Here is a 13441-nt window from a genome sequence, read left to right as displayed (position 1 = left end):
ACATTGCCGGACGTTCTTGCGATGACCACGAGCGGCCAACCGGCTCCGGGAAAGCGGATCACTCTGCCGAGCGGAGCTGTCTGGGAAGGCGGCTCCAGCTCGGGCACTGCGACGATCACCCTGGCCGACGAAGACCCGATCACCCTCGGCAACGATGGTCGGATCCCGCCGAACAACCTGGTCGGCGCCGGTCTGTTCGGGGTGCTCGACAGTGTCCTCTCCGATGTACTCGGCACACAGCCGGGTGCAATCGCCGAACGGGTGGCGGGGCAGGCCATGGACCTGCTCCGCCCCGACGGCGATGAGGCCGACACCAAGACTCGTCTGATCAAATTCTCCTCGAAGACGACACTGCTCAATCCGGCGAAGGCCGATAGGGGTGTCGAGGACGTAGTAGTAGAAAGCCCTGCGGGTTACGCCGGTGGCGGTTCCGTTCGGGGACCCGGGACCGGCAGCAGCGACTCGATTCTGGCCCGGTTGTCCAACGGTGAATTCGTAGTCAATGCGGCCGCGACTTCCAACGCGCTGCCACTGCTGGAAGCCATCAATGCCGGCTGGGTTCCCTCAGCCGGTTATCTGGCCGGAATGCTGCCGGGCTTTGCCGACGGCGGTCTCGTCGGCGGGAGCCCGATGGGCGATCCGCAGCGCTGGCGTGATCTGCTCGGAACCGGGCTGATCGCGGATGTGCTCGGCGGCGTCGGTGGTGCGGCCCTCGACGCGGCAGGTGCAGTCGGGGCCGCGCTCGGCGGTGCGCTGGCGCCCGTCTTCGGAATGGGCGGGTCCCTCACCCGACGCACCAACGACCCGGTGAAAGTTGACCTGAGTCAGCAGGATTCATCGGGTCTCGGCGCCGCGCCGCCCCTGTCGGCGGAGCTGAACGTCCAGCCGCAGGGTGTCATGAACGTGGCGCCTGCCTTTGCGCAGCCGTCCACGACGGCGAACACCGGATCGGTGGCGCCGCTCGCGTCACTGTCCGAGGCGTTGACGGCGGGGATCATGTCCTCGGCGACAGAAGCCGGCGGACGTGTGGGCTTGGCGCTCGGCGAGGCGATCGCTCCCGCATTGGGACCGGCCGGACAGCTGGCACCGGAGATCGGAAAATCTCTCGGTGAGTCGATCGGATCGAGGTTCGGGGACGGGTTCGCCGCCTCCATGTCGCTGAAGACCCAGATCGAACCGATGCCGACCGATATGTCGGTCGACGGCGGGGCTGGCGGCGCGGTCGCTCCCGGTGGTGCTTCGCCGACAACGGTGACCGGCTGGGGTGGTGACGGCGGGTCGACCGGTGGCGGCAACAGTGTCGTTGTGTCCGGCGGGTCATCCGGCGGCGTGACAATCCTCAGCACCGGAGGAACAACTGCGAGTGGCGCGTCCACCACACCGCGAACCCCGAGTCTCAGTGAGGGGCTCACGGGGACGAGCCTGGCTGAACCCCAGTATCTGAGCACGTATGGCGGCGCCGACTATATCGATCGCGCTTCGATCATCGGCAGCGAGCTGGCGAGCAACTTTGGCAAATCACTCGGTCTCACCGACACCACTGCCCTGCGTGAGGCCGGTTCTACGGTAGGAGCTCTGGTCGGTGCCCTGGGTATCCCGTCCATCTCCGACGCGCTCGCGGCTGACGGCGAGCTCGCCAAGCAACTGGGCATCAATCCGGACGACGAATTCTTCCTGCCGTTCGAGCAGCAGAAGGCCTTCGATTTCAGCGAAGGCGACAATCTGTCCGCGGGCATTTCCGGATTTCTGTCCGGCGCCTCGTCGGGTGGCTTGGTCAAGGGCGTCACCGGTGCCGCCAAGGGCCTTGCTCAGGACGCGGCAGGGCAGGTCGGCAGCTTCCTCGGCGCGGGTCTGGGTACGGCGATCGCCGGGCCTGCCGGTGCCGCGATCGGTTCCGTGCTCGGTTCGCTCGCCGGCTCGGTCGTCGCGGGCAAGGCGGTCGACCTCGTCGCCAAACCCATCGAATGGGTGGCGAGCACCGCCAAGGAACTCGTCGGCACCGGCTTCGGTCTGACGGACCTGGCCGAGGGCCCCGGCGGGCACACCGCCCGCGGCGACATTTTCAATTTCAACGGTATGGACCCCAAGAGCGTCGCGATGTCGATCGCCCGCGTCCAGCGCCGTCAATCGTTTGCGCAGCAACGCGGAGGAGGGCTCGGGCGATGACCCACCAATTGCTCAGTACGCAGGACACCAAGATCGTGGTCTGGGACGTCAACGGCCGGGTCTGGCATCTGGCGGGCCCGAACGCCGGGCGCGAGGGCGTAAGGCTCTCGGCCCAAACAGGATTCATGTTCGCACCCGTTCAGCTGCTCACCACCGAAGGTGCCCGCCAGGATGGCGCCACTTTCGCCCGGTCGGTTCGCTGGAAGAAGGAGTGGGACTTCCTCGCCATCATCTCCACCGCGGCAGGCGCCCGGGAATCCAACCCGGTCCGTGAGTTCCTCGCCGTCCACGACGCGTGGTTCCGGGGCTGGTCCACCGACAAGCCGGTGACGGTCGGCTACTTCACCCGTCACCAGGGCTGGCGATTCCAGCAGTTCCAGCTCGATAGCGCTCCCGAACCTTCGGGCGATATCGATCCGGCGCGCAACGGTTTCGCCATGTACAAGATCTCGGCGACCGCCATGGACCCGCTCGAGCGCCACTTCGACGAGACGCAGGTCTGGACCAATGCCTCGGGCACCGGCGAGGGCGTCCTCCGCCTGCGCAACGCGGCCGACCAGCCGGCGTGGCCGCGCTACACCATGAACGGCCCCGGGCGCTGGTCGATCCTCGACCCGGTCCCCAGCGACACCGGCCAGCCGCGCATGGTGCAGGCCCCGCGCCTGACGGCCGGTCAAACCCTGCGCATCGACACCCATCCGCGCCATCGCACGGCCCGTCTCTACACAGCGGGCAATACCGTCGGCGTCAATGTGTGGGGCCAGCTCGCCGGCCGCCGCTGGCTCGCCTCGCTGGACCCGTGGACCAGCACCGACATCGTGGTGAAGGTCGAGGACGGGAACACCGAGTCGAGCATCATCGGGGCGGTGACACCGCGGTCGTCGCGACCGTTCTGATCCTGCCTCCCAACTGAACATCGATCGAGAGAGAGCCCAATCCCTTGTCAGGGATTGGGCTCTCGCGATTCACAAGGAGGTGTCGCGATGCCGGTACCTGCGCCGATTGTGGCGTATGACCATTCCCAATTTTCCGAATGGCTGGCGTCTTTGACTCCGGTGAGCGCCGGTGTGCAACCGAATTTGACACGAAAACCCCGAGTGCATAACCGAAATGGAATGACAGCAGCGTCGGCAGCGCGGGCGTACGCGCGGGCGCTCGGGGTTCGTGACATGGACAGGCGTTCCCAAGACCAGGTTCTGTCTGCCCAGCAGATCAACGACCCGGTAACTACCACCCCGAACCGTCCGCCCCCACAGAAAGAGACGACTCCACCGCCGACTCAGGCAGCCCCGTCCAACAGTGCTCCCCCACCACCGCCGCCCCCGCAGCCGGACAGGTCGGACGGTGACGAGAGCATCAACCACCTCAATCCGCAACCGCAGACACCAGCGCCGCTTCCCGCCGACACACCAAGCCCTCAGTCCGCACCCTCGACTCCATCCCAATCACAACCGGCTCCGAGCGGGCTGACGCCGCCGGCGAACGCTCCCGCGTCGGAAGAGCAGCGGGACCCGCTTCTGGACGCGAACGGTCCGAACCAGGACTCACTTCCTATGCCTGCTACCGAAGGGCGTGAGCAGGGTAAACCTTGGACGGAAGTGCGCCCGAACGGGCAGACCATCGAATACACGATTCCCGAGGGCAACGGCAAGAACACTGTAGATGCGGTGGTCAAAGACGCTACTGGAAAGGTGGTGTCGACGGCCAGAATCGTTGCAATCGAAGGCACGGCGAAATACGTCCGATGGCAGGACGACGTCGATGGCGGGTCGTCCTACTTCGAGTCGGGCGGGCCGAACAGACTGGGCTACGGCCAGCATTTCGAACCGGGTACATCCACCTCGGGTATCCCCACCCACGCCTTCGAGACCTCACCCGATGCGTCGAAGACGCGAACGCTGTCGCTCGACTCGGCCGGCCGCGTAGTCGGTGTCGACATCGGAGTCCGGAACTCGGAGGGTCTTTACGACAACATCCACGTAGACAATTTCGGCAATTCCACGATGTCGTCCACCAGTTTCAGTCCCGGTGGACAACTCGAGTCCAAATTCACCGGCCAGATGTTCGCGAACCGTTCCGGGTGGATGATCGACGAACTCGGTAACCATTGGGAAGGGGAGCCGGACAAGGACGGTAACCAGTCGTGGTTCCGGGTGCAGAACGGTCATACATATCGCATGAACCACCTCGGTGTGATCACCGATTTCTCCCTCGGCAAAGACGGTCGGCCCCGTCTGGACACAATGTTTCCTGATGGCTCACAGACAGTGCAATCGGGCAGGACAACCGTTCATTTCGATGCGAGTGGGAAAGAAGTCTGGAAAAACGAAATTCCCGCACCTGTGAAACCTTGGGATGTGCGCGCGTGGGATGGGACGAAGCGTGGACTATCCGGCCTTGCGTCTGTTATTTCCGACACCGTTGGTGCCCCATTTCATATGATGCAGGACGGCGTTCGAGGGATGTCGTCGATCCGTGTCGACCAATCCGGAACATTCCACGTAACTTATGACGCCCCGAACAGGTTCGCAACCGCGGGAACGGCAGTGGTCGGCCTGGCCAAGGGCGCTGCCATGTTCTACCTCGCGCTCCCCAAATACGCTGCAATGACGGGTTACGATGCGCTGCGCGGATCAGACTTCGTTCGCGGATCCACGACCTACCAGCCGCTCGGCCGCGAAGATGAGCTGGTCAAAGACCTCACCGGAATTCCGGTCAAGCAGTGGAATGGCGACACTGTCGGTTCGATTTTCGAATTCGGCACCGCGACGGTTGGTGGGCTGGTTCTCTTCAGAAGCGCAGGCATCAGACCACGTCTGGCATCTACCGGTCTCCTGGAGATTTCCTCAGGCTTGCGCAGGCAGGTAACGGGGTATATAAACACGCACTCGAAGTCGGCGCTGGTGATGGCGAGTGGACTTGCTTCCAGGGTTGCTCGATACGGGAGCGGGCAGGTCGATCGACTGCGTGACTGGGGCAACCAACCGGCAAGGTCATTGGAGATAGTTTCCGATTTCTTGGCGGAGTTCTGGAACGGCCCGCCCCCTGCTGCTCAGTTCGCTACTAGTGGGCACAATTACTTGCCTCGCACGAGCTTTGCTGATCGGGCAGTTGGTTCGCATTGGTCAGCCGGACCCTTCACGCTGTTTGCAAAACGAGGATTTGGTCGTCAATCCGTGCCTCAGCCTGGGCGGGGAATGCACACGAATCCAGGAACGCATCGCCCAGCACCTGCCGGCTCAAAGGCTGCCAGGCCAACCGGGCCACCTGGTAGGGCGGCCAGACCCGAAGCGCTCCGCGAGCCATTGAGTACGGGAAGAACTGCCGATGGGGAAACCTATCTAGTGGATGAAAATGGTGTTCCACATGTATTGACTGACAAGCCAGACAGCGACACCGCAGGACTGGGTTTGAAGCTTCTGAATGACGAGCTGAAAGATAGGGGCATATATCTGGGAGAGTCCGGAAAGACTGGAGTAAAGTACTATTTCCAAAACGATACCGCGGCTCTGTCGACTAAAGGCTTTGTTAATGGTACGGTGGCGGGTGGTACCGCGGATATTGTCCGGGTTACTTGGCGTAATGGTGCCGTGGTATCCATTAGATCGGTGGATGTTACGGGAACGGACAGGGCTCGTTCTGGTGGCCTGGGTACAAGCAGTCAAGAAATCAGTGAACACGCAGGAACGATTTACAACAAACTTCCCGGCGGTTCGAAGTTTCAAACGCAGAACGTAATGTTCTTTGCCTACAGCCGGGAACAGGCGCTGCTCTTGTCGGAGATATTCAAGTCGCGCTACGAGGTGCGTATAGTCCACCCAGGAACGAAATTCGATTCCCGGCCACATGGCTGGCCGTAATTTTCGTTTTCCGGTATCGTTGAAGCTTCAGTAGTGACTTGAGTCGAGAGGATGGATAGTGAGTCGATTCGCGGAGGTTATCGTCATCGCCCGCGACGGATGGTCGGTGATGGAGCCATTGACGCAGCCTGATCCCGATCGGGAATGGCATCAGTGTTTTACTCCGGTTGATGATTCCATTTTCGAGGGTACGCTTGAGGGCTCTGTGGACTGCTATATGTGGGTTGCGCAATTTCGTAGGCTCAACTGGTGGGGACTTCTCGGCTATCTGGAAGGTCTTGCTTGGCCGGATCCTTACTCCGTGCAGGTCCTGATCCGCGACGAAGAAGATAGTTGCTTCGGGCTGTGGATGATTCTCGGTGGAAAGATGACGGAAATTCCTCTACTCGGCACGGAGAGGATTCCGAATGATCGCCTGATCACAGGTGGTGTGCTGATCAGGCCGGAGAAATATGCCGAGCCTTCGGGAAGTGAGTCGGACTGATCTTCGCGAGCTGCTCCTGGCCTGGTGGCTGAAGGTTCCGTTCGGTATGTTGGTGCGAAATCGGTGTGAACTGTAATTGCCCTAGGAGTGGTTTCGAAGCGGTGACAAATGAGCCCAGGCGGGCCTGTCCGCGGCGGTTTACTCGCAGTGATCGACGATTTAGAGATTTCTCTCGAGATCGATCGTAGAGGCTTGGAAGCACACGATTCTCGGGTTGATGCATTCGAACGTGCCATGAACGGCGTCGTGCGGGTGGAGTGCTGTGTTCGGAGTCGTGAGCGGGAGCCGACCGCTTCGATGGTAGATCTCAGGCGCAGCATTGCCGCGCTGGTGAGTTCGAACAGCCGAACGATGGCGTACTATCTGATGAACTCTCATTACCGAGCGACATCGGTGATGGTCGAGGGATGGCGCGATGTAAGCGTCCGTAGGTCCGCGATACAGTTCCTGCTCGACAACTATCCAGGAATGCGCGAATCATTGGGCGAGGACGACGTCGAACTGGTCGCCGAGATCGATGATGTACTGCGCGATCACGCCGATGAGGCTGCGCCGCTCCCGAAGAGCGCTATTCCTGTTGGTATCCCCGAGTCGCATTGGTGGTGGTGGGCTCCGTCGGCCAGTGCTTCCTGCGCGGAGCATGTCCGGCAGATACTCGAGTAGTGCAGCTGGTCAGCTGAGAACCCAACCCGAATCGGGTTGGGTTTTTTATGCCCAAAATCAAGGAAAGGTGGTGGAGGATGGGTGTTTGGGACCCGCACGCGGAATCGCGGCGGATGGATGAGATGTTTAGGGTCGAGCAGGAGGATGCTCGGGATCAAGAGGTTCTGGTCCGGTACTGGGACAAGGACATGCAGGAGGTGGGGGAGGAGCGGAGTTACCTGTCGTTGCAGGTGAGCTTTCCGCGGAACTCGGCCGGCGGGTTGAAGATGATCTGCCCGCGGGACATGGTGCACTTCGACCACCTGTTCGGCAACCATGCCGACGCGACTCTGCCGATCACTGTGAACACCAGGGGTTTTCGGTGGGACGGGTACATCACCAAGGCGTCGATCGTCCGGGACGACAACGGGGTCGAGACGGTGGACATCGAGGCGATTCACGCCTGGAACCACATCTCGACCATCTGCTGCTGGGCGAGCCCGTTCGCGCCGGTGCTGGCTCAGTTCCCGCGCCACCACATCCTGTTCGGTCCGGTGCGGACCCTGGTGACGACCTACCTCACGATGAATCTGATGCGGCTGCAGGGGAACACGACCTTCCCGATCGCGGTCGTGCCGGTCGATCCACGCACCGATACCAGTCGGTGGAGCGCGGCCTCGGCCCGATTCGACATGGCCGACAAGCTGTTCCAGCCGATGCTCGAGGATTCGGGTGTCATGCTGACGGCCCGGTTCTTCCTGCCTGGCGAGGACGAGCAGCCGGCGCCCGAGTGGTTCTACCTCGACAAACCGACCGTCGTCCTCGAGACTGTGGACAAGTCGGGTGTCACCGGCCCCACCGGCACGTTGCTGGACGGGATCATCTCGTGGTTCGAGGAATTCGCCGACGACGGCACCACCCCCATGCGGTACCCGAAGTTCGATTCCACCACGGAGTACGAGGCGGTCTATGGGACGCCGGGCAAGTTCGGCACCGTGCGGAATCTGCCGTGGGTGTGGTACTTCGAAGGTGAGTACTCCGGGATCGGCGCCTCCGAGGTGGCGCTGCACAAGCCCACCGCGACCGACATCATCGTGGGCGGTCGCTCGCCGGGCTGGGTCAACGCCGGCATCGAGATGGCGATCAAGGCGCTGTTGTCCCTGATCGGCATGGACTGGCTGTACCGCGGCCAGCTCGACGATGTGTTCCTGGCCTGGATGGTCTACCGGGATATGGAGCGCGTCCGCAAGGCCGGACCGTACGCCTTCCGTGAGCTGTACATCACCGGCAGCGACAAGGCGTTCACCCTCGATGGTTTCGTCGCCGCGCGGCAGGGTCTGCACCTGACCCGCGGCTATACCAGCCACAAGGTGACGATCCAGGACAACGCTCCCTATCTGATCGGCCGCGATTTCGGCGTCGGTGACCAGATCGGCTTCGCCATGGGGGAGAAGGTCTTCACGGATTTCGTCACCGAACTCACCTTCACCGACGACCGCGAAACCCCGGCGTCCTGGCAGATCACCGTCGGCGACGGTTCCGACGAAGAGGACTCGGTCGTGAAGGCGTGGCAGCGATTGGGCCGCGTGGCGTCGGCGATCAAGGACCTGTCGACGGATGTGGGCGCTGACCTGGACCTGCTCATCTTCTGAGGCAGACCGATACCAAAAGGAGAATTCAATGGGAGACATCAGTTTTCCCGCGCGGCTGCGTGCCTATCGCCAGCCGGATATCGACGGGCTACCGCTGCTGACCGCAGCGGTCGAATTGGCACCCGAGGTGGCGGAGCTGCCGTTGCCCGGCGGCCCGGCCGGGGTGGCGGGCGACCGAGGGCGGCCGCGTGCCTCGTTCCGCAAAATGGGCGTGTTGGCAGACAGCGCAGCGCGACCGGCGGGGCTGGGCCCCGAGGACAGAGGCAACTGGTGGCACCGACTCGATGACAACGGGATGGACGTGTGGGTCGGCGACGGCTGGGTGCACTCGGTGGACGCCGTGGGACCGGTCGGACCCGCGGCTCCGGCCAACGTTCTCACGGTCATCGGTACCACCAACGAGCCGACATTGACCGAGCCCGCGCTGGAGGTTCTCGGCAATTCGGCTGACCAGCAGATTCGGGCCACGGTCCCGGCTGGTCTGCGGGGCCCGGTCGGCCCACCCGGTGATTCGGGGACGATCACCCAAGCCGATGACTACGAGGAGACCAACGGCCCCAGCCACGGTGGCATCTTCGCCTACGATCGCGCCTCCCGGCGCTTCCGGTCCATGCCGGCACCGTTGGGTGCGGGTCCCTGGGGTTGGTATCAGGAAGACTTCCCCGCGGAACAGATCGTCGCGGCCAGTCGAGTCGACGGCGGGACTTTCACCATCCCGGCGCAGCCGTTCCGGTGGCGCCCACTCGTGTACGGGCACATCCCCGTGCACTCGAACACGACCAGTCAGGCCGCCGAACTGACGGTTCGCCTCGGTAGTTCACAGGGCCCGATCGTCGCGACCGGCACGGCCTTCGCGGTGGGATCTCCCGGTGCGTGGATGTACATGCCTGTGTTCCCGTGCCTGCGGGACGGCACCACCGCCCGCGTTCTTTCGCCGACCTCGGACTTTGCGACCGTCCCAGCTGGTCAGCCGGGCAGCCTGGTCGTGTCGGTCGAGCGGATCGGTACGGGGCCCACTTCCGACAAGATCGGATTCACTCCGACGCGTGCCTCGCTCATCGCGTTTGCCGAGCCCACGGAATGAGATAGAAATGACCTCGGTAGGAAACTATTTCGACGCCACGGTGATTCGGGGACTGGACGAGGGGATCGGTTCGCCCGGCCTGGTGCAGGCACTCCATGGAACTCCGCGAGATGGCAGCCTCGAACTGACGACGGGCGCCGTCGGACCACAGGGCCCGCAAGGCGAGTCCGCGCGGCCCTTCCGCTGGGAAGGCGATATCGCCGACCAGGCGGCGCTGACAGCCCTGGTCGACAAGTTGGGCGGAGCCCATGCGGGCAAGGCTTGGCGGGTGTTGTCGACCGGTGCGCTCGCGTACTGGAACGGGACGGGCCTGGACACCTTCCCCGAGGCGTTCGGTGCTCTCGGGCCGGATGGTGAGTCGTGCTCCGTCACTATCGGAAGCGTGACCACCGGGCCGGTGGACTCGGAACTGCAGGTGACCGTGAGCGGCGCGGCACCGGACCTCGTGCTGGATATCGTCGTGCCGCGCGGAGTCGAAGGCCTCAAAGGCCCGGACGGCGGCCCCGGGCCGATCCGTCAGGCCGCGGACTACGCCGACGGCGCGCATCCTGACAAGGCTGTGCCCGTCTGGAACGCCGCGGCGAACAAGTGGTCGGGGCAGCCCTATCCGGGTCTGCGTGGTCCGTGGACCATCATCGAGGACCGGGCATGGGACGGCGGAGCGGGTTTCGCACCGTCGCAGTCGGGAGTATCGGCCGCCTCGATCGTGGTGGCTCAGCTACAGGTGCCCGCACAGGACACCGCGTGGCGCCCGATGATCACGGGTGGTGTGGTCGTTCGACCACACGAAGGTTCCAACGAGTTCTCCACCCGGATCGACGCCGAAGTCCGGATCGGATCGGCGTCGGGGCAAATCGTCGCCCTCGGTACCGGCTTCGTCACCGGAGCGCACACCAGGGCGCGGTTCCAACCGCATCTGGCAACCCGGAATGTGACCCCGTCCAGCACGGTGGGCGTCATTCCGTCCGGTCAGGCCACAACTCTCGTCGTGGTCGTGCGGCGCGGCGCCGGCTCGGCGAACTACGACTACCAGATGGCCGACGCACAGATCGTGTGCACGGCCCGACCCGTGGGGGTGCTGTGAGCAGCGAGGAAGTGACAACCGCGTACGACCAGGACGTCATGATCACCATGCGTGGCGTGGCCGACTCGGTCGGCCTGCCCTACACGGTCAATCCGGTCGAAGTCGTCGACCGTGAGATCCTGATCGAACTGCGCGAAGGCCCCGCCGGCGCCCCTGGTCCCGAGGGCGCCGCGGCCTGGCCGTGGTCGTGGCAAGGTGATGTCACCGATGCCGCGGCCTTGTCCGCGCTCGGGTTGACCACCGCGGATGCGCGCAAGGCTTGGCGCGTGGTGGCAGAGAACGCGATCTACTACTGGACCGGTACGGAATTCATCGCCTTCGCCGATGCGTTCCGGCGGCCGGGACGCCGGGGCCCGGTGAATATCCTGACCGGTATCGGGATCGCGGGTGCGACGGGCTCCGCGGCCTCGGCCCGGATTCTCGGCTCGGCGCCGAACCAGCAGTTGGAGATCACCTTTCCCCGTGGTCAGCAGGGCGAGCCGGGCGATCCCGGTGCTGCGGGTCGAATCGCGGATGCTTCCGATGTCTCGGTCACCGAGGAGAATCCGCTCGGTCAGGGGTATGTGCTCGGTTTCGATTCCGCTACCGAGAAGTTCCAGCCGATCCCTTCGCCGCGGCTGCGCGGTCCGTGGACCATCGGCAACAATCAGTTCCTCACCGCGCAGAACCTCAAAGAGGACTCGAAGGTGCTGGCGGCCATCACGATTCCGGCTCAGCCTACCGAGTGGCGGCCGTGGATCGAGGGCGCTGTCGGTGTCTCGTCGAACTCGCCGACGCGATGCGATGTGACCGTACGGATCGGCGCACCCGACGGTGAGGTGGTCGCCCAGGGCTGGGGTCACTGGGAGTCGCGGATGGCGCACGTCCTGATCTCTCCGGGTTTCGACTACCCCGTCGAGCCCAGCGCCCAATTCGGAATCGTTCCGGCCAATCAAACCGTCACTCTCTACGTCGTGGTGTCCCGGGCGGCGGGTAGCGGCAGCTACACGGTGAACGGCAACTACTCCCATCTGCAGGTTCGTGCGCTGCCGGCCTGATACGGCCCGCCACAATCATCTCGAAAGGTATTGAGTCATGGCTGATCTGCCTCCGCTCGCGTACGGCAAGGTCGTCGGGCGGTTCCTCGCCAATGTGATCGACGGGCCCGACCTCGGTGACTTGCCCGAGTTTCCGCCGCTGCGCGGCACCATCACCTTTATCGCCGACGCGCCCAAGATCCTGGTTCGCGACGCGCAGCCTGCGCCCGCGACCTATGTCCAGCTGCCTCAGCACTACGAATGCCAGCTCGACGAGTTCGGCTATCTGACGTGGCGTGGCAAACGCGGTGTGCGTCTGGTCGCTCCCGGTCCGGCCACCAATCCGGCCGAGTGGACCTGGCGCGTTTCTTTCGACCTGTCCTATGACGGCGAACGTATCCCGTTGGATCCGTTCAGCTTCCACGTGCCCGAGTACGTGTCGGGACCGGACCCGGACAACCCCGATACGGGATCCACCGGCCTGGTCGACCTGACACTCGCGGCACCGGTGCCGACGTCGGCGGGCAATGCCGTCGTCGTCGGGCCTGCAGGTCATGGCATTCAGATCGACGGGCAGGCCGAGTCATACGCGCAACTACCGGCGTCGCCGGCGGATGGTAGTCAGTACATCGTCAAATCCGATGGGCTGCTCTACATCTACCGGGCCACGGGGGGTTGGACGCCGAACGGGCAGGGCATCGTCGTTCGTGGTCCCGCCGGCACGACGCTCTGGAGCGGTATCTCGGGCAAACCCGCGACGTTCCCTCCGGTCATCGGTGATACGGCGACGACCGCTGTCGCCGGTGACGACCCACGGCTCTCCAATGCTCGTACGCCTACCTCGCACACCCACCCGATCGGCCAGCTGACCGGAACCAGTGCGACGGTCGGTGCCCTGCTGGCAGCCGCCGACGAGGTCGCGGTTCGCACCGCGATCCAGGCAGTGGCCGACACCGACCCACGGTTGACGAACGCGCGCACACCCACTGCGGCGGGCCAGGCGTATGACATCGCGTTCAAGTCGCACACCGGTGTCCGAGTCGTGGGAGCGGGAAACACTGTGCCGGAGGGCATTCGGATCGAGCGCGCGCTGACGGTGTCGAAGGTCACCTACCGTGGTGAGACGGCGGGCACCGGCAATCTCGTCGTCGAACTGAGGAAGAACGGTGTTGCCGTCTCCGGTACCGCAGCGACGATCGCCGCGGCCGATCACGCGGTCGACACCATCGTCACCGGGACCTGGAACTTCGCCGCCGGCGACCGGGTCGTCGTGCAGATCACCACGGCGGACAGCCCGGCCGGTCGCGGTTTGCAGGCGAGCCTGGCGGGGGTGACCGCGTAATGCCGACGATGTTCCTCGGCGGCCCCATCTTGGTGTGGGTGCCGCTCGAAGCTCAACCGGAGCCGGAGAGCCCCGACGGAACCCCCTACTGGCAGAGTGCGGCATCGGGCT

General features: G+C 64.1%; 10 protein-coding genes. All 10 read left to right on the top strand.

From position 1 onward, the window contains the following. Positions 1–261: 261 nt before the first annotated feature. Positions 262–2166, top strand: a complete 1905-nt coding sequence (locus NV348_RS14310; protein WP_447147387.1) for a hypothetical protein — start codon at positions 262–264, stop codon at positions 2164–2166. Continuing rightward, entirely contained in the window at positions 2163–3062 is a 900-nt protein-coding gene (locus tag NV348_RS14305) for a phage tail protein (RefSeq protein WP_447147386.1), read from the top strand. The genes NV348_RS14310 and NV348_RS14305 overlap by 4 nt, the downstream gene beginning before the upstream one ends. A 657-nt stretch (positions 3063–3719) precedes the next feature. Continuing rightward, the gene (locus NV348_RS14300) at positions 3720–6026 is read left to right on the top strand and encodes a hypothetical protein (protein ID WP_447147385.1); all 2307 of its coding nucleotides are present in this window, start codon (positions 3720–3722) and stop codon (positions 6024–6026) included. 58 nt (positions 6027–6084) lie between these two features. Then, complete coding sequence (locus NV348_RS14295; RefSeq protein ID WP_447147384.1) at positions 6085–6510, top strand: hypothetical protein; 426 nt, start codon at positions 6085–6087, stop codon at positions 6508–6510. A gap of 147 nt (positions 6511–6657) precedes the next feature. Next, a complete protein-coding gene (locus NV348_RS14290) occupies positions 6658–7173 on the top strand; it encodes a hypothetical protein (RefSeq protein ID WP_447147383.1) in 516 nt (171 codons plus the stop codon). 77 nt (positions 7174–7250) lie between these two features. Beyond that, on the top strand, positions 7251–8804 hold the full coding sequence (locus tag NV348_RS14285) for a Gp37-like protein (protein WP_447147382.1): 1554 nt from the start codon (positions 7251–7253) through the stop codon (positions 8802–8804). 28 nt (positions 8805–8832) lie between these two features. Next, a complete protein-coding gene (locus NV348_RS14280; protein WP_447147381.1) occupies positions 8833–9888 on the top strand; it encodes a hypothetical protein in 1056 nt (351 codons plus the stop codon). Positions 9889–9895: 7 nt separating this feature from the next. Continuing rightward, a complete protein-coding gene (locus NV348_RS14275; RefSeq protein WP_447147380.1) occupies positions 9896–10972 on the top strand; it encodes a hypothetical protein in 1077 nt (358 codons plus the stop codon). Positions 10973–10983: 11 nt separating this feature from the next. Next, entirely contained in the window at positions 10984–12009 is a 1026-nt protein-coding gene (locus NV348_RS14270; RefSeq protein WP_447147379.1) for a hypothetical protein, read from the top strand. A gap of 37 nt (positions 12010–12046) precedes the next feature. Then, positions 12047–13330: a hypothetical protein gene (locus tag NV348_RS14265; RefSeq protein WP_447147378.1), complete on the top strand. Its 1284-nt coding sequence runs from the start codon at positions 12047–12049 to the stop codon at positions 13328–13330. Positions 13331–13441 lie beyond the last annotated feature (111 nt).

It is taken from the genome of Nocardia fodinahabitans (genome assembly GCF_052983615.1).
Note: the sequence above shows the minus strand (reverse complement) of the source record. Positions and strands in the feature narration are given on the sequence as shown.

Coding starts and splice junctions, on each gene's coding strand:
- NV348_RS14305 (WP_447147386.1), top strand. CDS start 2,163: ATGACCCACCAATTGCTCAGTACGCAGGACACCAAGATCGTGGTCTGG.
- NV348_RS14300 (WP_447147385.1), top strand. CDS start 3,720: ATGCCTGCTACCGAAGGGCGTGAGCAGGGTAAACCTTGGACGGAAGTG.
- NV348_RS14285 (WP_447147382.1), top strand. CDS start 7,251: ATGGGTGTTTGGGACCCGCACGCGGAATCGCGGCGGATGGATGAGATG.
- NV348_RS14280 (WP_447147381.1), top strand. CDS start 8,833: ATGGGAGACATCAGTTTTCCCGCGCGGCTGCGTGCCTATCGCCAGCCG.
- NV348_RS14275 (WP_447147380.1), top strand. CDS start 9,896: ATGACCTCGGTAGGAAACTATTTCGACGCCACGGTGATTCGGGGACTG.
- NV348_RS14265 (WP_447147378.1), top strand. CDS start 12,047: ATGGCTGATCTGCCTCCGCTCGCGTACGGCAAGGTCGTCGGGCGGTTC.